The sequence below is a fragment of the Tropicibacter oceani genome, from assembly GCF_029958925.1.
GTDB classification, from domain to species: domain Bacteria; phylum Pseudomonadota; class Alphaproteobacteria; order Rhodobacterales; family Rhodobacteraceae; genus Pacificoceanicola; species Pacificoceanicola oceani.
The window spans coordinates 107445-130174 of sequence record NZ_CP124616.1; the positions used below are offsets into that span (position 1 = coordinate 107445).

The 22730-nt window shown below is 65.0% G+C and carries 23 protein-coding genes; 18 read left to right on the top strand and 5 right to left on the bottom strand.

Annotated features, from left to right (window positions below):
* Nucleotides 1-28 precede the first annotated feature (28 nt).
* Nucleotides 29-1915 (top strand): hybrid sensor histidine kinase/response regulator, encoded by a 1887-nt coding sequence (locus tag QF118_RS00565; RefSeq protein WP_282300694.1) that lies wholly within the window; start codon nucleotides 29-31, stop codon nucleotides 1913-1915.
* Nucleotides 1912-2610 carry a response regulator transcription factor gene (locus QF118_RS00570; RefSeq protein ID WP_282300695.1) on the top strand — a complete coding sequence of 233 codons (699 nt, stop codon included), beginning with the start codon at nucleotides 1912-1914 and terminating at the stop codon, nucleotides 2608-2610. The genes QF118_RS00565 and QF118_RS00570 overlap by 4 nt, the downstream gene beginning before the upstream one ends.
* A 52-nt stretch (nucleotides 2611-2662) precedes the next feature.
* Here the strand turns inward: QF118_RS00570 and QF118_RS00575 are convergent, their stop codons facing one another.
* On the bottom strand, nucleotides 2663-2848 hold the full coding sequence (locus tag QF118_RS00575) for a hypothetical protein (RefSeq protein ID WP_282300696.1): 186 nt from the start codon (nucleotides 2846-2848) through the stop codon (nucleotides 2663-2665).
* Nucleotides 2849-2917: 69 nt separating this feature from the next.
* Nucleotides 2918-5689: a formate dehydrogenase subunit alpha gene (fdhF, locus tag QF118_RS00580; protein WP_282300697.1), complete on the bottom strand. Its 2772-nt coding sequence runs from the start codon at nucleotides 5687-5689 to the stop codon at nucleotides 2918-2920.
* Nucleotides 5690-5968: 279 nt separating this feature from the next.
* Here fdhF and QF118_RS00585 point away from each other — a divergent pair, with 279 nt between their 5' ends.
* From QF118_RS00585 to QF118_RS00650, 14 genes are all read left to right on the top strand, one after another.
* Nucleotides 5969-6445 (top strand): VOC family protein, encoded by a 477-nt coding sequence (locus QF118_RS00585; RefSeq protein WP_282300698.1) that lies wholly within the window; start codon nucleotides 5969-5971, stop codon nucleotides 6443-6445.
* Between the two features lie 131 nt (nucleotides 6446-6576).
* Nucleotides 6577-7437, top strand: a complete 861-nt coding sequence (locus QF118_RS00590; RefSeq protein WP_282300699.1) for a branched-chain amino acid aminotransferase — start codon at nucleotides 6577-6579, stop codon at nucleotides 7435-7437.
* A 63-nt stretch (nucleotides 7438-7500) separates the two neighbouring features.
* Nucleotides 7501-7956, top strand: a complete 456-nt coding sequence (locus QF118_RS00595) for a universal stress protein (RefSeq protein WP_282300700.1) — start codon at nucleotides 7501-7503, stop codon at nucleotides 7954-7956.
* A gap of 79 nt (nucleotides 7957-8035) precedes the next feature.
* Entirely contained in the window at nucleotides 8036-8554 is a 519-nt protein-coding gene (locus tag QF118_RS00600; RefSeq protein WP_282300701.1) for a ClbS/DfsB family four-helix bundle protein, read from the top strand.
* 72 nt (nucleotides 8555-8626) lie between these two features.
* Complete coding sequence (locus QF118_RS00605; RefSeq protein ID WP_282300702.1) at nucleotides 8627-9190, top strand: NifU family protein; 564 nt, start codon at nucleotides 8627-8629, stop codon at nucleotides 9188-9190.
* Nucleotides 9180-9785, top strand: a complete 606-nt coding sequence (tsaB, locus tag QF118_RS00610) for a tRNA (adenosine(37)-N6)-threonylcarbamoyltransferase complex dimerization subunit type 1 TsaB (protein ID WP_282300703.1) — start codon at nucleotides 9180-9182, stop codon at nucleotides 9783-9785. The genes QF118_RS00605 and tsaB overlap by 11 nt, the downstream gene beginning before the upstream one ends.
* Entirely contained in the window at nucleotides 9775-10188 is a 414-nt protein-coding gene (gene rimI / locus QF118_RS00615; protein WP_282300704.1) for a ribosomal protein S18-alanine N-acetyltransferase, read from the top strand. Before tsaB ends, rimI begins: the two co-directional genes overlap by 11 nt.
* 143 nt (nucleotides 10189-10331) lie before the next feature.
* The gene (locus QF118_RS00620) at nucleotides 10332-11336 is read left to right on the top strand and encodes a BMP family lipoprotein (RefSeq protein WP_282300705.1); all 1005 of its coding nucleotides are present in this window, start codon (nucleotides 10332-10334) and stop codon (nucleotides 11334-11336) included.
* A gap of 109 nt (nucleotides 11337-11445) precedes the next feature.
* Complete coding sequence (locus tag QF118_RS00625; protein ID WP_282300706.1) at nucleotides 11446-13044, top strand: ABC transporter ATP-binding protein; 1599 nt, start codon at nucleotides 11446-11448, stop codon at nucleotides 13042-13044.
* An 87-nt stretch (nucleotides 13045-13131) separates the two neighbouring features.
* On the top strand, nucleotides 13132-14226 hold the full coding sequence (locus tag QF118_RS00630; RefSeq protein ID WP_282300707.1) for an ABC transporter permease: 1095 nt from the start codon (nucleotides 13132-13134) through the stop codon (nucleotides 14224-14226).
* The gene (locus tag QF118_RS00635; RefSeq protein ID WP_282300708.1) at nucleotides 14226-15191 is read left to right on the top strand and encodes an ABC transporter permease; all 966 of its coding nucleotides are present in this window, start codon (nucleotides 14226-14228) and stop codon (nucleotides 15189-15191) included. The genes QF118_RS00630 and QF118_RS00635 overlap by 1 nt, the downstream gene beginning before the upstream one ends.
* Nucleotides 15192-15272: 81 nt before the next feature.
* Nucleotides 15273-16178, top strand: a complete 906-nt coding sequence (locus tag QF118_RS00640) for a sulfite exporter TauE/SafE family protein (RefSeq protein WP_282300709.1) — start codon at nucleotides 15273-15275, stop codon at nucleotides 16176-16178.
* Nucleotides 16179-16180: 2 nt separating this feature from the next.
* Nucleotides 16181-16942 (top strand): TIGR02186 family protein, encoded by a 762-nt coding sequence (locus QF118_RS00645; protein ID WP_282300710.1) that lies wholly within the window; start codon nucleotides 16181-16183, stop codon nucleotides 16940-16942.
* Nucleotides 16942-17373 (top strand): acyl-CoA thioesterase, encoded by a 432-nt coding sequence (locus tag QF118_RS00650; RefSeq protein ID WP_282300711.1) that lies wholly within the window; start codon nucleotides 16942-16944, stop codon nucleotides 17371-17373. The genes QF118_RS00645 and QF118_RS00650 overlap by 1 nt, the downstream gene beginning before the upstream one ends.
* On the opposite strand, the gene QF118_RS00655 is transcribed toward QF118_RS00650, so the two are convergent.
* The gene (locus QF118_RS00655) at nucleotides 17370-19589 is read right to left on the bottom strand and encodes a primosomal protein N' (protein WP_282300712.1); all 2220 of its coding nucleotides are present in this window, start codon (nucleotides 19587-19589) and stop codon (nucleotides 17370-17372) included. The two genes, QF118_RS00650 and QF118_RS00655, sit on opposite strands and share 4 nt — an antisense overlap.
* 57 nt (nucleotides 19590-19646) lie before the next feature.
* Between QF118_RS00655 and fsa the strand changes: the two genes are divergently transcribed.
* Nucleotides 19647-20300 (top strand): fructose-6-phosphate aldolase, encoded by a 654-nt coding sequence (fsa, locus tag QF118_RS00660; protein ID WP_282300713.1) that lies wholly within the window; start codon nucleotides 19647-19649, stop codon nucleotides 20298-20300.
* A gap of 105 nt (nucleotides 20301-20405) precedes the next feature.
* Here the strand turns inward: fsa and QF118_RS00665 are convergent, their stop codons facing one another.
* Nucleotides 20406-21254, bottom strand: coding sequence for a DUF6206 family protein (locus QF118_RS00665; protein ID WP_282300714.1), 849 nt, complete (start codon nucleotides 21252-21254; stop codon nucleotides 20406-20408).
* Nucleotides 21255-21278: 24 nt separating this feature from the next.
* Nucleotides 21279-21920 carry a ParA family partition ATPase gene (parA, locus tag QF118_RS00670; protein WP_282300715.1) on the bottom strand — a complete coding sequence of 214 codons (642 nt, stop codon included), beginning with the start codon at nucleotides 21918-21920 and terminating at the stop codon, nucleotides 21279-21281.
* 127 nt (nucleotides 21921-22047) lie between these two features.
* Between parA and QF118_RS00675 the strand changes: the two genes are divergently transcribed.
* Nucleotides 22048-22716, top strand: coding sequence for a hypothetical protein (locus QF118_RS00675; protein WP_282300716.1), 669 nt, complete (start codon nucleotides 22048-22050; stop codon nucleotides 22714-22716).
* Nucleotides 22717-22730: the final 14 nt, after the last annotated feature.

A 22730-nucleotide genomic window follows, 5' to 3' on the forward strand; every position in this document is an offset into this window, starting at 1 on the left:
CCCCGCGCCACCCCATACCCTTCGCCGCATGAACACGACTGCCCTCACCCAGGCCGGGCTGAACCTCATCCAGCAGGCCCTGACCATCTACGACAGCGACCTTGCGCTGGCCGTCTGCAACGCCCGTTTCGCCGAGATGTTCGACCTGCCCGCCGAACACACCACCCCCGGCGCGCGGTTCGAGGACACCATCCGCCATCTCGCGACGCGCGGCGAATACGGGCCAATCGACGATCTCGACACCTTCGTCACCGACCGCGTCCGCATCGCCCGCGCCTTTCAGCCGCATTACATGGAACGCACCCGCGCCAATGGCCGCACCATCAGCGTCGAGGGCGCGCCCCTGCCGCAGGGCGGCTGGGTCACCGTCTACACCGATATCACCGAAACGAAATCGCAGGAACTGCTGCTGCGCACCCGGTCGGAACTGCTGTCCGAAGAGGTCCTGAAACGGTCCGAGGAGCTGGCCAGAACCAACCGCCAGCTGGCCGCCACCAACGCCGCCCTGACCGAGGCCCGCCGCGAGCTTCAGGAAATCGAGGCCCGCACTCGCACCACCACCGAAATGATGCCCGCCCATATCGCCCGCGTCGATGCCGCCGGGCGCTATACCTTTTCCAACGGCCGGCTGTCCGACGTGATGCCCGGACGGCCCAGCAATATTCTTGGGCTGCACATCTCGGACACGCTTGGCCCGCAGGCCTTTGCCCGCGTCCAGCCGCATCTGGATGCGGCCTTTGATGGCCAGCAAAGCACCTTTGAATTCACTGACGAGGCTTCTTCCCGCCGCATCCGCGCGGCCTTTACCCCCGACCCGATGGAACCCGGCGTCTATATCATGAGCCAGGACGTCACCGAGGAAACCCAGACCCGCGCCGCCCTGCAACAGACCCGCCGCCGCGAAATGGCGGCGCAGCTGATCAGCGGCATGGCGCATGACTTTTCCAACCTTTTGACGATCATCCTGGGCATGCAGTCGAAACTGTCCCGGATGGAACCCGGCGACGAAGCCGCGCCGCTGATCAATGCCACGCTGCAGGCCGCCCAGCGCGGCGGCGCGCTGCTGGGGCGGATCGCCGACATCACCAGTCAGCGCAGCTGGCAGCCCAAACCGGTCACGCTTGGTCCGTTCCTGTCCGATCTTGCCACCCTGGCCACCCCGTCCCTGCCCGAGGGCATCCGCCTGACCATCGACAATCAGATCGAAGACGCGCTGATGGCCGATCCCGGCCTGCTGCAGGATGCCCTTTTGAACCTGATCCTGAACGCCCGCGACGCCTGCGGCAACAGCGGCGAAATCCACATCACCGCGCAATCGCTGCAGGACACCTGGCTGCAGATCACCGTCACCGACACCGGCCCCGGCTTTTCCGAAAAGGCGCTGGACCACGGGCTTGACCCTTTCTTTACCACCAAGGGCGGCGAAGGGTCCGGGCTTGGCCTTGCCATGGTCTATGACATGACCAAACTTGCCGGCGGCTCGGTCCGTTTGTCGAACGGCGCGCGCGGTGCCCGCGTCACCCTGCGCCTGCCGCTGCGCCCCGCCGATGACCTGCCGGGCAACAGCCTTGTCCTGCTGGTCGAAGACAGCGACGACCTGCGCGCCTCGGTGCGCGAAATGCTGACCGGGATGGGGTTCGCCGTGGTCGAGGCGTCCTCGGTCCCCGAGGCCTGCGCCCTGTCCGAAGGCCTGCCCGATCTGGCGCTGGTGCTGTCTGACATCTCGCTGGAAGGCGAGGAAACCGGGCTGGAGCTGATCGACCGCCTGCGGGGCATTCCGCTGCGCCTGATGACCTCGCTGCCCGCCGATCACCCCGATCATGCCGCCGCCCGTGCCCGCGTGCCGGTGCTGGCCAAACCCTTTGCGGCCCGCGATCTGGCGGAGTTCCTCGGACAGGAAAGACCCACCCCATGAGCGCCCTTGTCACCATTCTCGACGACGAACCCGCGATCCGCGAAATGCTGTCCGAAGCCTTGACCGAGGCGGGGTTTCGCACCCTGACCTTTGGCCGCGCCACGGAATTCGAGGCTGCGCTGCGCCGCACCACCCCCGACGTCTGCCTTGTCGATCTGGGCTTGCCCGACCGTGACGGGCTGTCGCTGGTCCACCGGCTGGCGCTGGAACAGGGCGCCACGGTCATCATCATTTCGGGCCGCGCGCAGGTGCAGGACCGGGTCACGGGGCTGGAACTGGGCGCGGATGACTACATCATCAAACCCTTCGATCCGTCCGAGGTGGTGGCCCGCGTCCGCGCCCGCCTGCGCGGCCCCAAACAGGCCGCCGCCACCAGCAACACGGCACGCTTCAACGGCTGGACCGCCCATTTCGAGCGCTACGCGCTCGAGGACGAGGCAGGCATCGAAACCCCCTTCAGCCACGCCGAGGGCGAGGTCCTGCGCCTGTTTCTGGAAAGCCCCAAACGCCTGATCACCCGCGCCCACATGCAAGAAAGCCTAGGCGGCGCGGCGGGTGAAAGTTTTGACCGGGCGATGGATGTGCGCATCTCGCGCCTGCGCACCAAGCTGCGCGAAGACCCGAAAAACCCCCGCCTGATCAAGACGATCTATGGTGCGGGCTACATCTTTCTGGGCGATGTGGTCTGGGTGTGACGCGCCCCGGACTGGATCCGGGGCCTCAGCCGACCCAGCCGAACAGGCAAAATCACGGCAAGGGCACCGTATAGGCCGCGCCGCCCAGCATTCCCTGAACCAGCGGCAGGATCGCCACCGCCGCAATCCCAACCAGCGCGCCGACCGCCAGCCGCACCGGCGCCGTGCCCAACCGTGGCCCCGCCAGCCCCAAAAGCCCGCAAACCGTGGCGTAAAACCCCAATGAAACCGGGTCCATGTCAGCCCCCCAAAGGGCCAGCCTAGCAGGTTTCCGCCGCGGCGTCGCGGTCCTTTCCTGCGCGCGCCCCTACTCGGCCGCGACGACTCCTGCCTTTTCGACCCGCACGGCCGAGTATTTGAACTCGGGGATCTTGCCATAGGGGTCCAACGCCGGGTTGGTCAGGATGTTGGCCGCCGCCTCGACATAGGCGAAGGGCAGGAACACCATGTCCGGCGCCACCGCGCGGTCGGCGCGGGCCATCACGTCGATGCTGCCGCGCTTTGTCGTCAGGCGCACCATGCCGCCCGGCTCGACCCCCAGCTGCCGCAAGGTTGACGGATGCAGCGAACAGTTCGCCTCGGGCTCGACCGCGTCCAGCACCTTGGACCGCCGCGTCATCGACCCGGTGTGCCAATGCTCCAACTGCCGTCCCGTGGTCAGCACCATGGGATAGTCCGCATCCGGCAGATCGTCCGGCGGAATGACCGAGGCTGGCGTGAACCGTGCCCGGCCATCGGCGCGCGGAAACCCGTCGCCAAAGACGATCGCCTGCCCCGGGTCCTGGGGCGACAAGGACGGATAGGTCACCGCATTTTCGCGCTCCAGCCTGTCCCAGGTGATATTGCTCAGCGACTTCATGTTCAGCGCCATCTCGGCAAAGACATCCGCCGGGCTGTCATAGTGCCAGTCCAGCCCCAGCCGCTGCGCCAGATCGACGGTGATCGCCCAATCCTCTCGCGCCTCGCCCGGGGGCGCCAGCGCGGGGCGGCCCATCTGGACCTGGCGGTTGGTGTTGGTCACGGTCCCCGACTTTTCCGCAAAGCCGCTGGCGGGCAGGATCACGTCGGCGTAATTCGCCGTCTCGGTCAGAAAGATGTCCTGCACCACAAGGTGTTCCAGCTTGGCCAGGGCATCGCGGGCGTGTTCCACATCCGGGTCGGACATCGCCGGGTTTTCGCCCAGGATATACATGCCCTTGATGTCACCCGCATGCACCGCATCAAGAATCTCGGTCACGGTCAGGCCCTTTTCGGCGCTGAAATCACCGGACTTCCAGACCTCGGTAAAGGCGCTGCGCACGCCGTCGTCACCGACCGGCTGGTAATCCGGCAGGAACATCGGGATCAGACCCGCATCCGAGGCGCCCTGAACGTTGTTCTGCCCACGCAAGGGATGCAGCCCGGCGCCGGGCCGCCCCACCTGTCCGCACATCAGCGCCAAGGAAATCAGGCAACGCGAATTGTCTGTGCCGTGGATGTGCTGCGAAATGCCCATGCCCCAGAAAATCATCGCCGCCTTGGCCCCGGCGAAATCGCGCGCGACCTGGCGCAGCGTTTCGGCCGGGATGCCGCACAGCGCCTCCATCTTTTCGGGCGGGAACTGCTTCAGGTGCTCTTTCTCAGCCTCCCAATTCTCGGTAAAGGCGTCGATATACTGCTGATCGTACAGGCCCTCTTCGACGATGGTGTGCATGATCGCGTTCAGCATGGACACATCGGCCCCGGGCTTGAACTGCAACATATGCGTCGCAAAGCGGCGCAGCCCGACGCCGCGCGGGTCCATCACGATCAGCTTGCCGCCGCGCTTGGTGAACTGCTTGAAATAGGTCGCGGCGACGGGGTGGTTTTCGACCGGGTTGCAGCCGATCACGATTGCCACGTCCGAATGTTCGATCTGGTTGAAGGTCGCGGTGACCGCGCCGCTGCCGACGTTCTCCATCAAGGCCGCCACGCTTGAGGCATGGCACAGCCGCGTGCAGTGATCGACGTTGTTGTGGCCAAAGCCCTGGCGGATCAGCTTCTGGAACAGATAGGCCTCTTCGTTGGTGCATTTGGCGCTGCCGAACCCGGCCACGGTTGTCCCGCGGTCATCACGCAGCCGCGCCAATCCGCCGGCTGCCAGGTCCATCGCCTCGTCCCAGGTGGCCTCGCGGAACACCTCTTGCCAGTTGCCGGGATCGACATTCAGCCCCTTGGGCGCACCCTCCCGCCGGACCAGCGGTTTGGTCAACCGGTGTTCGTGGTGCACATAGTCAAAGCCAAAGCGCCCCTTGACGCAAAGCCGCCCCTCGTTCGCAGGGCCGTTGATGCCCTCGACATATTTGATCTTGCCATTCTTGACCTTGAGGCTGACCTGGCAACCCACCCCGCAAAACGGGCAGACGCTTTCGACCTCGCTGTCGTAATCGGCACTGTCACCCTGCTGCGCCGCGTCCAGCACGGTGGCCGGCATCAGCGCGCCCGTCGGGCAGGCCTGCACGCATTCGCCGCAGGCCACGCAGCTGCTGTCGCCCATGTCATCGGCAATGTCGAAGACAGGATAGGCATCGTGGCCGCGCCCGGCCATGCCGATCACGTCGTTCACCTGAACCTCGCGGCAGGCGCGCACGCACAGACCGCACTGGATGCAGGCATCCAGGTTGACCCGCATCGCAACATGGCTGTCATCCAGCAGCGGAATGCGCTCTGCTTCGAGCGTCGGAAAGCGCGACTCCGAAACACCGTTGGCCTCGGCCATGTCCCACAGATGCGACGACCGGTCATGCGCCGCCTCCCGCTCGGGCTGGTCAGCCAGCAACAGCTCCATCACCATCTTGCGCGCAGCGGTGGCGCGGGCATTGCCAGTGTTCACCACCATCCCCTCAGAGGGTTCCCGAATGCAGGACGCCGCCAGCACCCGCTCGCCCTCGATCTCGACCATGCAGGCCCGGCAATTGCCATCGGGCCGATAACCCGGCGCGGGCTTGTGACACAGATGCGGGATCTTCAGACCCCGGCCATTGGCCACCTCCCAGATCGTCAGCCCCTTCTCGGCCTCGACCTCTTTGCCATCCAGGGTGAATCGGATCGTATCGGACATTGCGCGCGTCTCCTCTGTCGCAGCCGTTAAACCATGCCCCGCACGCCCGGCGCAGATCAATCGCGACGCCTTGCCGCAAAATTGCGCCCCCGGCGTTTCCAATAAGGAACGCCCGCACCAAAAAGGCGCGGCCTGGCCCTTCTTCTTGGCAAAAATACTCAAATACCCCGCCCTGCAGCCAGCCAGACCCTCGGCGTTTGCGCACCATCCCCCTGCATCCTGCCGCAATTGGATCGCCAGAACACAGGCCATATACTCCGTTCAAAAGGAGTGAACGACATGCCAACGCACCCCGAAACCCGCATCGGCCACGTGCACCTGAAGGTGGCAGACCTTGACCGAGCCATTGCCTTCTACCGCGATGTCATGGGGCTTCAGGTCACCCAGACCTACGGCACGCAGGCCGCCTTTCTCGGCGCAGGCGGCTATCACCACCACATCGGCCTGAACACCTGGGACAGCGCCGGCGGCCCACGCCCGCCGCGTGGCAGCACCGGCCTTTACCACACCGCTTTCCTCTATCCCGACCGCCAGGCTCTGGCGCAGGCGCTGCAACGCGCCCTGGATGCCGGCATCACAATCGACGGCGCCGCCGATCACGGCGTCTCCGAGGCGATCTATTTCCAGGACCCCGACGGCAACGGCATCGAAATCTACCGCGACCGAGATCCGGCCGACTGGCCACGCGGCGCCGATGGCGCGCTGGCCATGTCCATTGCCCCGCTCGACCTGAACGCCCTTCTGGCCGAGGCCTGACCAATCCAGGGATGGCCCGGGTGGGCGGGGCGAGGTCCGCAAGGACAAGCTCCGCCCCGCCCGGCCCCTCTGGACCTTGCCGGACAAGCCGCCTACCCTCCGCGCCAACACCTAGGGAAAAGGCATTCGACATGGCGACCGGCACCAACATCCGCACCTATTTCAACGGCCAGTGGCACGATGGCGACGCGATGATCATGCGCGCGGCCGACCACGGCGCCTGGCTTGGCTCCAGCGTCTTTGACGGCGCGCGCTACGTTCAGGGCGTCATGCCCGACCTCGACGCCCATTGCGCCCGCGTCAACCGCTCGGCCGAGGCGCTGATGCTGCGGCCCACCGTCACCCCCGAGGACATGGTTCAGATCGTCCAGGAGGGCCTGCGCGCCTATGCCCCGGACGCCGCCGTCTACATCCGCCCGATGTACTGGGGCATCAACGGCGATGTCACCGCCATCGTGCCGCAACCGGATGAAACCGGCTTTGCCATCTGCCTCGAGGAAATCCCCTTTGCCGCCGATACCGCCACCGTCAAACTGGGGCACACCCGCTTTCGCCGGCCGGTTCTGGAAAGCGCCGTGGTCAATGCCAAGGCTGGCTGCCTTTACCCCAACAACGCCCGCATGCTGGCCGAGGTCCGCGCCCGCGGCTTTGGCAACGCGCTGGTCGCCGACGCCATGGGCAATATCGCCGAAAGCGCCACCGCCAACGTCTTCATGGTCAAGGACGGAGAGGTTTTCACCCCCATCCCCAACGGCACCTTCCTGGCCGGGATCACCCGCGCCCGCCACCTGGTCAACATGCGCGCCGACGGCATGAAGGTGCATGAAACCGTGCTGAGCTTTGATGACTTCGAACAGGCCGACGAGGTGTTCCTGTCCGGCAACATGAGCAAGGTCACCGCCGTCACCGGCTTTGAGGATACCGCGTACCAGGCCGGCCCCGTCACGAAACGCGTGCGCGAGATGTATTGGGACTGGGCGCATTCGCGCTGATCACGCCGCTATTGCGCGGCTGGCGCCTCTGCGCCATCATCCCGCCGGATAGGGAGTAGCCGAATGCGCAAGTTTCTTGTCGTCCTCGATGACAGCCGTGAATGCCTGAACGCCATGCGCTTTGCCGCAATGCGCGCCGCCAACACCGGCGGCGGCGTCGAAATCCTGTCGGTCATACCGCCCGACGAATTCAACCACTGGATCGGCGTCGGCGACATCATGCGCGAAGAGGCCCGCGAACGCATCCACGCCCATTTCGAAGTTTTCGCCAAATGGATGCGCGACAAGCAGGGCGTCGACCCCGAACTGGTCATCCGCGAAGGAGAGCCCGTCCCCGAGATCATCGCCCAGGTCAAGGAAGACCCCGATATCGGCATTCTCGTGCTGGGCGCCGCCACGGACAAGAAGGGCCCCGGCCCGATCATCACGCAGCTGATGAAGAACTCGGGCGCCTTGCCGATCCCGATCACCATCGTCCCCGGCGACATGAGCAAGGAGCGGCTTGAAGCCGTCACCTGAGGTTTCCCCTAGCGGTCTGCGCCAGATCAACGACAAGGCGGCGAAACCATGCAGGCTGGCGCAAAACCGAGGGACCGCCATGCCCGCCGCGCAAAACCGATCCGATCTGCTGGCCGTGACCCAAAAGGAATTCGACAAGCTCGAAGCCCTGCTGGACAGCCTGCCCGCCCGCCTCTGGACCACCCCGGACCCGGATGCGGACAACGCCACGATCAAGGACATCGTCGGGCATCGGGCCGCCTGGATCGACCTTTTCCTTGGCTGGTACAAACAGGGCCTGACCGGCGCGCCCGTCGCCATCCCGGCCCCGGGGTACAAGTGGAACGATCTCAAACGCTTCAACGCCGATCTGCGCCATCGGCAGGCGGCTATGACCCCGGCCGAGGCCCGTGCGCTGCTGCGTGAAAACCACCGTCGGCTTGTGGATTTTGTCAAGAACCTGCCCGAGAAAGCGCTATACGGCGCACCCATGCAGGGCGGCGGCAATGCCTGGACGACCGGCCGCTGGGCTGAGGCGGCAGGCGCATCGCACTACCGGTCGGCCACCAAGTACATAAGGGGCCGTTTGCGGACCCTCGCGGATCACGAACCAGTTTAGAATCGTTCCAAACCTTGACGCCCCGCCCTATTGGGCGCATATAAAAGGCAATCGACAAAAGGTGCGACCCAGATGTTCATTCAGACCGAATCCACCCCGAATCCGGCCACGCTGAAATTCCTGCCCGGGCAGACCGTTCTGGAAATGGGCACGGCCGACTTTCCCACCGCGGATGCCGCCGGGTCCTCGCCGCTGGCGCAGCGCCTGTTTTCGGTGGACGGCGTGACTGCGGTGTTCTTCGGCACCGATTTCGTCACGGTCACCAAGGCCGAAACCATCGACTGGGATCACCTGAAGCCGGCGATCCTGGGCGCGGTGATGGAGCATTTCCAGTCTGGCCAGCCGGTGATGAGCGATGGCGCCACCCAGGCCGGCGGCCATGCCGACCACAGCGGTGAAGACAGCGAAATCGTCGGCCAGATCAAGGAATTGCTGGACAGCCGCGTGCGTCCCGCCGTGGCCCAGGATGGCGGCGACATCACCTTTCACGGCTTTGACCGCGGCGTCGTCTACCTGCACATGCAGGGCGCCTGCGCCGGTTGCCCGTCGTCCACGCTGACGCTGAAAATGGGCATCGAAAACCTGCTGCGCCACTACATCCCCGAGGTGACCGAGGTTCGTCCGGTTGCCGTCTGACCCACTCGTTCTGGCATTCGACACATCGGCGGCGCATTGCGCCGCCGCTTTGCTGTGCGCCGACACGGTGCTGGCCGCGCGCAGCGAAGCCATGGGGCGCGGTCAGGCGGAACGCCTGATGCCCCTGCTTGGGGAATTGCTGGACGAGGCTGGCAAATCCTGGTCCGATCTTGACCGCATCGGCGTCGGCATCGGCCCCGGCAACTTCACCGGCATCCGCATTTCCGTCAGTGCCGCGCGGGGCCTCGCGCTGGGGCTTGGTATTCCGGCCATCGGCGTTTCGGGGTTCGAGATCATCCGGCACGGCCCGATGGATGACACGGACAGCGGCATCCGCGCCAGCTATGCGGTGATTGCCGGACCGCGCGACCAGGTCTATCTGCAGGACGAAAGCGGCCATGTCGAGCTGGGCCATTTCTTCGTCGACCCGCCGGGCTGCGCCTTTCTGGACGACGACTGGCGGGCCAATGCCATCGCCCTTGCGCAGATTGCCGCCCACAAACCCCCGGCCGAGCGCCCCGCGCCCTTGTACATCCGCCCCGCCGATGCCGCGCCGTCGCGCGATGCGCCCCCGGTGATCCTGGATGACGCCTGACACCCTGGCCGATCTGTGCGCGCGCGCCTATCGGCACCTGACCCCCTGGAACGCCGCGCAATTCGCCGACACCCTGGCACGCCCCGAGGCACTGCTGACCTGCACCGATCACGCCTTTGTCCTCGGCCAGGTGATCCTGGACGAGGCGGAAATCCTGGCGCTTGCCACCGACCCGGACCAACAGCGCAGCGGTCAGGCCAGCGCCGTGCTGGCCGCCTTTCACACCCAGGCCAGGGCACGCGGCGCGGCGCGCGTCTTTCTCGAGGTGTCGACCGACAACACCCCGGCCTTGCGGTTTTACGAAGGCCAGGGATACCGCCAGGTCGGGCGGCGCAAGGGCTATTACCGGACCGGCGCGGAGCAATTCGCCGATGCCTTGATCATGGCGCGGGATTTGCCCTGACGTCAGGGCGTTAAACAATCGCGACAGCCACAAATATCCCAAGAATCGGTTGACCATCTGGCAGCCACGCGCCCTAATTGACAGCATTCCGCGAGGCGGCCCCAAGAACGAGGACCGCCCCTAAACCGACTGGGAGCATCTCAATGACTTTTATCGCAAAAACACTGGGCACTGTGGCCGCCGTCGCGCTCAGCGCGGGCGCAGCACTGGCCGACCCGGCGCTGATCTATGACCTTGGCGGCAAATTCGACAAATCCTTCAACGAAGCGGCCTTCAACGGCGCCGAGAAGTTCGCAGCCGACACCGGCGGCAGCTACAAGGACATCGAACTGCAGTCCGAAGCGCAGCGCGAACAGGCCCTGCGCCGCTTTGCCGAGGCCGGCTTCAACCCGATCGTGACCACCGGCTTCTCGATGTCCTCGCCGATTGCTGCCGTGGCCGCCGACTACCCGGACACCAAGTTCGTGACCATCGACGGCTTTGTCGATCCGGGCGAACATCCCAACGTCCTGTCGATCCTGTTCTCCGAGCACGAAGGCTCCTACCTGGTTGGCATGATGGCCGCGATGGCGTCGAAATCCGGCACCGTCGGCTTTGTCGGCGGTATGGACATTCCGCTGATCCGCAAATTCGCCTGCGGCTATGCCCAGGGCGCGATGGCGGTGAACCCGGACGCCCAGGTGATCGCCAACATGACCGGCACCACCCCCGCCGCATGGAACGACCCGGTCAAGGGTTCGGAACTGGCCAAGGCGCAGATCAGCCAGGGCGCCGACGTGATCTATGCGGCCGCTGGCGGCACCGGTCTGGGCGTGCTGCAAACCGCCGCTGACGAAGGCATCCTGTCGGTCGGCGTGGACAGCAACCAGAACTACCTGCACCCCGGCAAGGTCCTGACCTCGATGCTCAAGCGTGTCGATGTCGCCGTGAACGAAGCCATGACCGCCGGCGCCGATCTGGAAACCGGCGTCAAGGTGCTGGGCCTGGCCGAAGAGGGCGTGGGCTATGCGCTGGACGACAACAACGCCAGCCTGGTGTCCGACGAAATGAAGGCAGCCGTGGATGACGCGCGCGCCAAGATCATCGCGGGCGAAATTTCGGTCCACGATTATTCGTCGGACGACACCTGCCCCGTCCTGCAGTTCTGATCCAGTTCCAGGGCCGGGTTGATCCCGGCCCTGGCCTTCGCCTGCGCCCCCGGCGGCGGCACTGCCCTTGCGGGCGACCAGGCGGACGCCCCCAGTTCAAAGGCGCAGCATGACCCAAGCCCCAGCAATCGAACTCAAAGGCATATCCAAGGCCTTTGGCCCCGTTCAGGCCAACAAGGATATCAACATCCGGGTCGAACGCGGCACGATCCATGGCATCATCGGTGAAAACGGTGCGGGCAAATCGACGCTGATGTCGATCCTTTACGGTTTCTACAAAGCCGACGAAGGCGAAATCTTCATCGGCGGCAAAAAGACCGAGATCCCCGACAGCCAGGCCGCCATCGCCGCCGGCATCGGCATGGTCTTTCAGCACTTCAAGCTGGTGCAGAACTTTACCGTGCTGGAAAACGTGATTCTGGGCGCCGAGGACGGCGGGCTGTTGCGGCCCAGCCTGGCCCGCGCCCGCGGCGTGCTGAAACAGCTTGCCCAGGACTACCAGCTGAACGTCGATCCCGACGCCCTGATCGAAGACCTGTCCGTCGGCCACCAGCAGCGTGTCGAAATCCTCAAGGCGCTGTACCGCGAGGCCGACATCCTGATCCTGGACGAACCCACAGGCGTGCTGACCCCCGCCGAGGCCGACCACCTGTTCCGCATCCTGCGCGGGCTCAAGGACGAAGGCAAAACCATCATCATGATCACCCACAAGCTGCGCGAGATCATGGAAATCACCGACACCGTTTCGGTCATGCGCCGCGGCGAGATGACCGCCACCGTCAAGACCTCGGAAACCGACCCCGAACATCTGGCCGAACTGATGGTCGGCCGCAAGGTCCTGCTGCGGGTCGACAAGAAGCCCGCGACGCCGGGCGCGCTGGTGCTCGAAATCGAGAACCTGCGCCATGTGGACAAGGACAAGGTCGAGCGTCTGAAAGGCATTTCGCTGAACGTGCGCGCCGGAGAGATCGTCGGCATCGCCGGTGTGTCCGGCAACGGCCAGTCCGAACTGCTCGAAGTTCTGGGCGGCTATGCCGACGCAACCGGCAACGTGCGCGTCAACGGCCAGGAAATCGACCTGACCGGCAAACATTCCGACGGCCAAAGCCGCCGCGCGCGCGGCATCGCCCATGTCCCCGAAGACCGCCACGGCGAAGGGCTGATCCTGCCCTATACCGCCTGGGAAAACATGGTGTTCGGTTATCACCGCGACCCGCAGTGGCAAAAGGGGCTGCTGATGGACAACGCGGCGATCAAGGCCGAGGCCGCAAAAAAGATGGAGCGCTTTGACGTCCGCCCGCCCAACCCCAACCTGGCGGCACAAAGCTTTTCGGGCGGCAACCAGCAAAAGATCGTCCTCGCCCGCGAGATCGAGCGCAACCCGGACATCCTGCTGATCGGCCAGCCGACACGCGGCGTCGACATCGGCGCCATCGAATTCATCCACCAGCAGATCGTCGCCCTGCGCGACGCCGGCAAGGCGATCTTGCTGGTCTCGGTCGAGCTGGACGAAATCATGTCGCTGTCGGATCGCATCGCCGTCATGTTCGACGGCCAGATCATGGGCGAACGCCTGCCCTCGGAAACCGACCAGACCGAACTGGGCCTGTTGATGGCGGGCGTCACCGAAAAGACCGACAAACCGATCATCCAGGCCATCGAAGAAAAGATGCTGGCGAAAACGGTACGCAAAGGCGCCAAGACATGACCGGCCCTGTCTTCTTCTTGGCCCAAATACTCCCGCCGGAGGCATCCGACATCGCCTCTGGCGCAAAGATCCGGAAGGAAGCGCACCATGGATAAGATGCCAGCCTGGGCCGATGCGGTCCTTGTTCCCTTGTTCTCGATCCTGCTGGCGGCGATCATCTCGGCGCTGGTCATCCTGGCGATCGGCGAAAACCCGATCGACGCCTTCAAGCTGATGGTCGAAGGCGCGCTGATGCGCTCTTCGGGGTGGGGATACACCCTGTATTACACCACCAACTTCATCTTTACCGGGCTTTGCGTGGCCATCGCCTTTCATGCCCGCATGTTCAACATCGGCGGCGAAGGCCAGGCGATGATCGGTGGCTTGGGCGTGGCGCTGGCCTGCCTGTTCATCCCATGGCCGCATTGGTCGCTGGCCTTGCTGGGCGCCACCGTTGCGGCGGCGCTGTTCGGGGCGGCCTGGGCGTTGATCCCCGCCTATCTTCAGGCGAAACGGGGCAGCCATATCGTGATCACCACGATCATGTTCAACTTCATTGCCGCCGCCGTGCTGAACTATGTCCTGGTCAACCTGCTGCGCCCCAGGGGCGCGATGGACCCGGCGACCGCGCGCTTTCCCGATGCCACGCACCTGCCGACCTTTCAGGACATGTTCGCGACGGCGGACAACCCGCTGTTCCGCGGATCGCCGGCCAACGTGACCTTTTTCCTGGCGGTGCTGGCCTGCGTCGCCTTCTGGTTCCTGGTCTGGCGCACCCGGCTTGGCTATGAATTGCGGGCCTTTGGCCATTCGGAAACCGCCGCGAAATATGCCGGGATCTCGCCGGTCAAGATCACCGTCGTGTCGATGCTGATCTCGGGCGGGCTGGCCGGGATGATGGCGCTGAACACCACCATGGGCGAAGCCGAACGGCTGGTGATGAACGCCACCGAGGGCGCCGGCTTCATCGGCATCGCCGTGGCCCTGATGGGCCGCAGCCACCCCGTCGGCGTCTTCCTTGCCGCGCTTCTGTTCGGGTTCCTGTACCAGGGCGGGGCGGAACTGGCGCTGTGGACCAACATCCCGCGCGAATTGATCACCGTCATCCAGGCGCTGGTCATCCTGTTCACCGGCGCGCTGGACAACATGGTACGCATGCCGCTTGAAAAGCTGTTCCTGACATTCGGAAAGGAGCCCCGCTGATGGATCTGAACACGATCATCCAGGTGCTGGACAGCACCGTTCGTCTGTCGACGCCGCTGTTGTTGGCCTGCCTGGCCGGGCTGTTTTCCGAACGCGCCGGGGTCTTTGACATCGGGCTTGAGGGCAAGATGCTGATCGCTGGGTTCTTTTCCGCCGCCGTGGCCTTTGTCACCGGGTCGGTCTGGCTGGGCTTGCTGGCGGGGATCGGCGCATCGCTGGCGATGTCGCTGCTGCACGGGCTGGCCTCGATCACGTTTCGCGGCAACCAGCTGATTTCCGGCGTGGCGCTGAATTTCCTGGCCTCGGGGCTGACGGTCCTGATCGCGCAAAGCTGGTTTGGCCAGGGCGGGCGCACCCCGTCGCTGGTCGGCGGCGCGCGCTTCGAAGAGCTGACCCTACCCTTTGCCGAGGCGCTGCGCCCGGTGCCGGTTCTGGGGCCGATCTACGCCGACCTGATTTCGGGGCATTCCTTCCTTGTCTATGTCGCCTTTGCCATGGTGCCGCTGACCTGGTGGGTGCTGTTCCGCACCCGGTTCGGCCTGCGCCTGCGCGCCGTGGGCGAAGCGCCCGATGCCGTCGATACCGCCGGGGTTTCGGTCAAGGGGCTGCGCTTTGCCGCCGTGATGATCTGCGGGCTGCTTTGCGGGTTGGCCGGGGCCTACCTGGCGACGGGTCTTCAGGCCGGCTTTGTCCGCGAAATGACCGCCGGGCGGGGCTATATCGCGCTTGCCGCGCTGATCTTCGCCAAGTGGCGCCCATGGTACGCCCTGTCCGCCTGCCTGCTGTTCGGCCTGCTTCAGGCGGTGGCGCTGCGTTATCAGAACATTGATCTGGGTGCCTTTACCGTGCCGGTGCAGGTCATGGACGCGCTGCCCTATATCCTGACGGTGGTGATCCTTGCCGGGTTCGTCGGCAAGGCCATTCCGCCCCGGGCCGGCGGCGCGCCCTACGTCAAAGAGCGTTAATCCCGGGCAAAGCCCGCGCCTGCAACAAGAAACATGCGCCGCCCCGTTGCCTTTGGCCGCCGGGCGGCGCTAGATATTGGAATGCAGGTCTACCTCCCCATAGCCGAGGTATCGGTCAACATTTTCCTCCTTCTCGGGTTGGGCGGGCTTGTCGGCCTTTTGTCGGGCATGTTCGGGGTGGGCGGCGGGTTCCTTTTGACGCCGCTGCTGTTCTTCATCGGCATTCCGCCCGCCGTGGCGGTGGCCACCGGTGCCAACCAGATCGTCGCGTCATCCTTTTCGGCCGTGCTGGCGCATTTCAAACGCAAGACCGTCGATCTGAGGATGGGCACCGTGCTGCTGATCGGCGGGTTGGTCGGTGCCTCGTTCGGGGTGGCCCTGTTCAACCACCTCAAAAGCCTGGGCCAGGTCGATCTGCTGGTCAGCCTGTTCTACGTGATCTTCCTGGGCATCATCGGCGCGCTGATGTTCGTCGAAAGCCTGAACGCGCTGCGCAAATCCCGGCGCGGCGTGCCGCCCAAGCGCAGAAAACACAACTGGGTGCACAAGCTGCCGTTCAAGATCCGGTTCCGCACCTCGGGGCTGTATATCTCGGTGATCCCGCCGCTGGTGGTGGGGCTGATGGTGGGCGTGATGGCCGCGATCATGGGGGTCGGTGGCGGGTTCATCATGGTGCCCGCGATGATCTATCTTCTGGGCATGCCGACCAAGGTGGTTGTCGGCACTTCGCTGTTCCAGATCATCTTTGTCGCGGCCTTCACCACGACGCTGCATGCGGCCACCAACTATACCGTCGATATCGTGCTGGCCGTGCTGCTGCTGATCGGCGGCGTCATCGGCGCGCAGTTCGGCGCGGGCATCGGATCGCGGATGAAGGCGGAACAGCTGCGCATCCTGCTGGCGGGCCTTGTGTTGCTGGTCTGCGCCAAGCTGGCGCTGGAGCTGTTGATCGAACCTTCCGAACTTTACAGCATCGCGGGGGCCTGATCATGCGCCTCTTGTCCCTGGCCTTGCTGTTTGCCCTGTCGGCCCTGCCCCTGCGCGCCGAACAGGTGGTGCTGGGCCTGAGCCAGGACAGCGTGTCGATCTCGACGGATTTCAACGGCTCGGAAATCCTGATCTTTGGCGCGATCAAGCGCGAGGTGCCGATCCCCGAGGGCGAACCGCTCCAGGTCATCATCACCCTTGCCGGGCCGCAGCAACCGTTGACCGTGCGCCGCAAGGAACGCCGTTTTGGCATCTGGGTGAACACCGAGTCGGTCGAGGTCGATCATGCGCCGTCCTTCTATGCGGTCGCCACCTCGGCGCCCTGGGGCGAGGTGATCACCAACGTCGAGGACCTGCGCCACCACATTTCGATCCCGCGCGCGATCCGGTCGGTGGGCGCGCCGATGCAGGTGCAGGATGCGCAAAGTTTCAGCCAGGCGGTGATCCGCATCCGCGAAAACGACGGGCTGTACCAGGTGCATGAAAACAGTGTCGAGCTGCGGCAGTCGACCCTGTTCAACACCTCGATCACCATGCCCGCCAACCTGACCGAAGGCGCCTATCCCACGCGCATCTTCCTGACCCGCGGCGGCGAGGTCATTTCCAGCTTCGAGACCGAGATCGAAGTACACAAGGTCGGGCTGGAACGCTGGTTGTTCGTGCTGTCGCGGCAGCAGCCGCTGATCTATGGCTTGCTGTCCCTTGCCATCGCCATCGCGGCGGGCTGGGGGGCTTCGACCGCCTTTCGCCTGCTGAGATCGTGATGAGCCGCCCTGCCCCCGCAACCCGCGCCGATTACGCCGCCTTTCGCACCCTGCCAACGCGCTGGATGGACAATGACGAATACGGCCACATGAACAACGCCGCCTACCTGTCGTTTATCGACACGGCGGTCAGCCTGTGGCAGCTGGATCAGGGCGTGCAGATCCGCGGGCCAGAGGCGCTGCGCTTTCTCGTGGTCGAAACCGGGGTGCGCTATCATTCCGAACTTGGCTTTCCCGACATCGTGCATGCCGGGCTGCGGGTCGGGCATCTGGGCCGCTCTTCCTTGCGCTTTGAAATCGGGCTGTTCCGAAACGATGACCAGACCGCCAGTGCCGAGGGCTTTTTCGCGCAGGTCCTGACGGGCCAGAACGGGCGCCCCATGCCGATCCCCGATGGCCCGCGTGCCATTTTCGCAGGGCTGACCGTCTAGAAAAAGCTTTGCGGGTCGATGTCGATGGCCAGCCGCAGATCGCCGCGCAGCTTGATCGGCGCGACCCAGTCACTGATCGCCCCCTGCAACGCGACGCCCTTGGGCGCCTTGACCAGCAGCCGCACCCGGTGCCGCCCGCGCACCCGCGCAATCGGCGCGGGGGCCGGCCCGTAGACCACCGCGCCCACCCGCCGCAAAGCCGCGTCATTACGCGCCAGGTGGTTGCCCAGGTCGAACACCTGCTGCGCCTCGCCGCCCGACAGGATGATCCCGGCCAAACGGCCATAGGGCGGCATGCCGGCGGCGCGGCGCTCTTCGGCCTCGGCCCGCCAAAAGCTTTCTTCGTCCCCGGCCAGAATGGCGCGGATGACGGGATGTTCGGGTTGATAGGTCTGCAGCATCGCAACCCCGGGTTTGTCCGCCCGCCCTGCGCGCCCCGCCACCTGCCGCATCAGCTGAAAGGTGCGTTCAGCGGCGCGCAGGTCGGACCCTTGCAGGCCAAGGTCGGCGTCGATCACACCCACCAGGGTCAACAGCGGAAAGTTGTGCCCCTTGGCCACCAGTTGCGTGCCGATGATGATGTCGGCGCCGCCCTGGGCGATATTCTCGATATGCGCCTTCAGCTCGCGCGCGGTGCCGTACAGGTCGGACGACAGAACGGCGATGCGCGCGCCCTCGAACAGCTCCTGCGCCTCTTCGGCCATGCGTTCGACGCCGGGACCGACGGGGGCCAGGCGATCTTCGGCCTGGCAACTGGGGCAGGTCGTGGGGATGGGGGTGTTTTCGCCGCACTGATGGCAGACCAGTCGCTGCAGGAACCGGTGTTCGACCATGCGCGCGTCGCAATGTGGGCAGCCGATCTGTTGCCCGCAGGCCCGGCACAGCGTCACAGGCGCATAGCCGCGCCGGTTCAGGAACAAAAGCGCCTGTTCGCCGCGCTCCATCCGCTGTTTGACGGCGGTTTCCAGTTGCGACGAGATCCAGCGGTTCGACGGCAGCTTTTCACCGCGCATGTCAATGCTGCGCATTTCCGGCAACACCGCCTCGCCAAAGCGCGAGGTCAGCACCAGCTTGTCATACTTGCCCGCTTCGGCATTGGCCCAGCTTTCAAGGCTGGGGGTCGCGGTCGCCAACACAACCTGCGCCCCAAGGATCGAGGCGCGCAGAACCGCCATGTCGCGGGCGTTGTACATCACGCCCTCGTCCTGCTTGTAGCTGGTGTCGTGTTCTTCATCGACGACGATCAGGCCAAGGTTTTGATAGGGCAGGAACAGGGCCGAGCGCGCCCCGACGACCAGTTGGGCGTGGCCTTCGGCGACCATGCGCCAGGTCCGGCGGCGGTCCGTCATGGTCACGCCGGAATGCCATTCGGCGGGCTTGGCGCCGAAACGTGCCTCGACCCGGGTCAGGAATTCGGCCGACAGGGCGATTTCCGGCAGCAGGACCAGCGCCTGCCGCCCTTGGCGCAGCGCCTCGGCCACGGCCTCGAGGTAAACCTCGGTCTTGCCTGATCCGGTGACGCCTTTCAGCAGGGTCGTGCCATAGCTGTCGGCGCGAACGCTGGCGCGCAGGCGTTCTGCCGCGGCGGATTGATCCTCGGTCAGGGTCTTGCCGCCATAGTCGGCATCAAGCAACGGAAAGGGCGTGTCGCGGGGGCTTTCCTCTTCTCGAATCGCGCCCGAGGGCAGCAGGCCCTTGACCACGGACGTGGTGACGCCCGCGGCCTCGGCCAATTCCTTGAGCGTCAGGGCCAACCCGCCCATGTCCTGCGCCGCGTCCAGCACACGGCGGCGGGCGTCGGTCATGCGCGGCGGTTCGGCATCGCCCAGCCGGTACACCTTGCGCATCGACGGCGGATCGCCCAGCCCCGGCGCGCGGGTGGCAAGGCGCAGCATCATCGACATGGGCGTCAGCGTGTAGGCGCCGCAACGTTCCAGAAAGGCCCGCATTTCCTCGCGCATGGGGGGTGTATCCAGAACCCGGATGACCGAGCGGATTTTCGAGCGGTCATAGTCCCCCTGCCCCGGCCCCCAGACCACGCCCTGCACCTTGCGCGGACCAAGAGGCACCTCGACGAATGCGCCAAGATGGCAGCCGCCTTCGGGGGCCTTGTAGTCCAGCAGACGGTCCAGGGGCTGTGCCGTCAGCACCGCCACAAGCTCGCCAGTCTCGTAGTAGCCGGGGGGGTCGTGTCGATCCGGGGTTTTGTGCGCCATGCAAAAGGGGTAAAGCCCGATGCAGGAAAGGCCAAGCCATCAAAGGGAGCACGCCTCATGAAATTCTTTGTAGACACCGCCGAAATCGATGCCATCCGCGAATTGAACGATCTGGGCATGGTGGATGGTGTGACCACCAACCCGTCGCTGATCAAGAAATCCGGGCGCGACATCCTGGAAGTCACCCGCGAGATCTGCGAGCTGGTCGACGGCCCCGTCTCTGCCGAGGTCACCGCCGTGGACGCCGAAACCATGATCGCCGAGGGCCGCAAACTGGCCGAGATCGCCGAGAACATCGCCGTCAAGGTGCCGCTGACCTGGGACGGTCTGAAGGCCTGCAAGGTGCTGTCCGAAGAAGGCAAGATGGTCAACGTCACGCTGTGCTTTTCGGCCAACCAGGCGCTGCTGGCGGCCAAGGCCGGCGCGACCTTCATTTCGCCCTTTATCGGGCGTCTGGACGACATCAACATCGACGGTCTGGAGCTGATCGCGGACATCCGCGAGATCTATGACAACTACGGCTTTGACACGCAGATCCTGGCGGCCTCGATCCGCACCGCCAACCACATGAGCGATTGCGCCAAGATCGGTGCCGACGTGGCCACCGCGCCCCCGGCGGTGATCAAGGCCATGGCGAACCACGTTCTGACAGACAAGGGGCTGGACCAGTTCCTGAAGGACATCAAGGACGCCGGGATCAAGATCGTCTGAGGCGCCTGGCCGGTCTGTGGGCGTGAGGGGCCAGCCCCTCACACTCCCCGGAGTATTTCGGCCAAGAAGAAGACCAGGGCGGGGCGCGATTTGCGGCCCGCTTTTTCATTTTTCGATATTGGGTTCGCCCTGAAGGCCGAGGATCTTGCGAAAGCCTGTCCAATAACCTGGCAGGCGCGGCGGTTCCTTCATGCCTGCGATGGCCTCGTCTGCCCAAGGCTGCATCGCGCGGGTGGCGAATTCGCGGCCCCAGTCAAGGTAGCTTTGCGCATGTTCGGGGCGCAGGCGGCAGGCGCTGCCGACCAGGCCGACCAGCGTTTCGGGGGGCGAGTACCATTCGTCCTGGATGCCGGTGACCTTCTTTTGCAGGAAAGGCCCGACGATCCGCATCAGGCGTTTGTCGGAGAAGAGCAAGAGCATCTTGCCCATTTCGTCGCGCGAATAGTGGATCAGCGGCGGGAAGGTGTCGAAGAAGACCGCGCGCCCGTCGATATAGGCGAAGTTGCGGATCGAGGGGTGAAAGCCGATGCGGGTCTGTTGCCCCCTGGCCCATAGCCAGAAGGTCGCGATGATCTGGCCGGCGGCCTCCATCATTTCCAGCGTCTCGTCGCGGGTGCCGCTTTGCATCAGCGGGCGCATCAGGCGCTCGGTGGGCAGGGCCTGTTGCACGATCACCGGGATGCGCGCGCCGTCAATGTCGAGCAGGTGGAATTGCGTGTCGGGCAGACCTACGCCCGAGGCGTTCAGCGCATCGACATAGTCGTCGTGGCAGGATTTGAGCCGGTCGAGGGCGGCGGCATCGGACAGTCCGCGATAGACCTTGATGACCTTGTCGGAAAAGGGGCCGGTGGCGGGCTGGAAGGGCGCGCAGAAATACCCCAGTTTCGAAATCGTCTGGCCGCGGGCATTGGAATCGGCGCGGATCAGCTGGGCCAGTGCGGCAAGGTCTGTCATGGATCGTCTCCTTTGAGCCGTTCCTTACCCGTTTGACAGATGCCGCGCCACCTCTGCCGTGAGGGCTGCGACCTCGTCCCGGGCGGGACCGCGCGGCATTTCCACCGCGCCCAGACCCAGCCCCAGCGATTCCGCATAGACAACGCGGTTGGCAAGGGCGGCATCGGCGACGCGGGCCTCCATCCTGGCGGCGGCCTGCGCCACGTCGGCGCCCAGCCTGGTGCCGTTGCGGGTGCGGTTCATCACCAGCAGCGTGTCGCGGTTTTCACGGTTGGCCAGGTCCAGCACGCCCTCGGTGGCCCACAGGTCCACGTGGCTGACCGACACCGGAACGACCACCAGGTCGGCGACCCGCAGCGCCGGGCGCAGATCGCTGTCGGCCTTGGGCGGAGTGTCGACGATCACGAAGTCGAAATCCGCGCCCAGCTTGCGCACTTCGTAGGAAATGCCCCAGGCCGACGAGGTCGAGAAATCGAGCCCCTCGATCAGGTCGGGGCGGGCTTCGGCGCGGGTCATGAACCAGCGTCCAAGGCTGCCTTGTGGATCAAGGTCGACAAAGGCCACGCGTTTGCCCAGCGCCCGCAGGCCGACGCCGATATTGACGGCCAGCGTCGTCTTGCCCGAGCCGCCCTTTTGCTGCGCCACCGTGATGACCTGACCTGTCATGTTCCCGTCCCCCTTGAAGACACCGACCACTGTGCACCCGCAGCATGTCAAAAGCCAGCCCCCTGCCCGACACTTAACGCCGCATTAACCACGCGGGGGCCATTCTGGCCGGGAAAGGAACCGTTGCATGCCCCTGCGCGCATTGATTGCAGGATTGATCCTGATGCTCTGCGCCGCGATGGCGCAGGCTGGTGCATGGCCACGCGAGGAGGGCAAGGGGTTCTTCAGCACCGACGTGCGGCTGTCCTGGCCGCAGAACCTGCGGCATTGGACATCGCCCAACCCGACCGAACAATACTATACCGCTTATCTGGAATACGGGCTGAGCGATCGCCTGACCATCGGATTTGATCTTGGGCGGTCGGTGTCCGGGGATGGCAAGACCATCGGTTTTCTGCAGATCCCGCTGCGCAATACCGACACGGGCCCCAAGGTTTCGGCGGCCCTTGGGCTGGGACGCATCGGGGAACAGACGGTGCTGCGCCCGGGCCTGTTCATCGGCTGGGGCATGGAAAAGGGCTGGCTGACCATCGATTCCATGGCCGAATACCAGATCGAAAACGGCCTGACCGACTACAAGATGGACCTGACCTGGGGCCGCAACCTGGCCCGGGATCGCAAGCTGATCGTTCAGGTACAGACCGGCAAACCCGCGGTCGATCCTGCCTTTGTCAGGCTGGCGCCCTCGATTGTCTTTCCCATGGGCAAACGGTCCAAGATCGAAACCGGCGCGACCTGGGGGCTGACGGGGGACAGTTCTGTCGGGTTGAAATTCGGGCTATGGACGGATTTCTGAAAGCCGCTAGGATG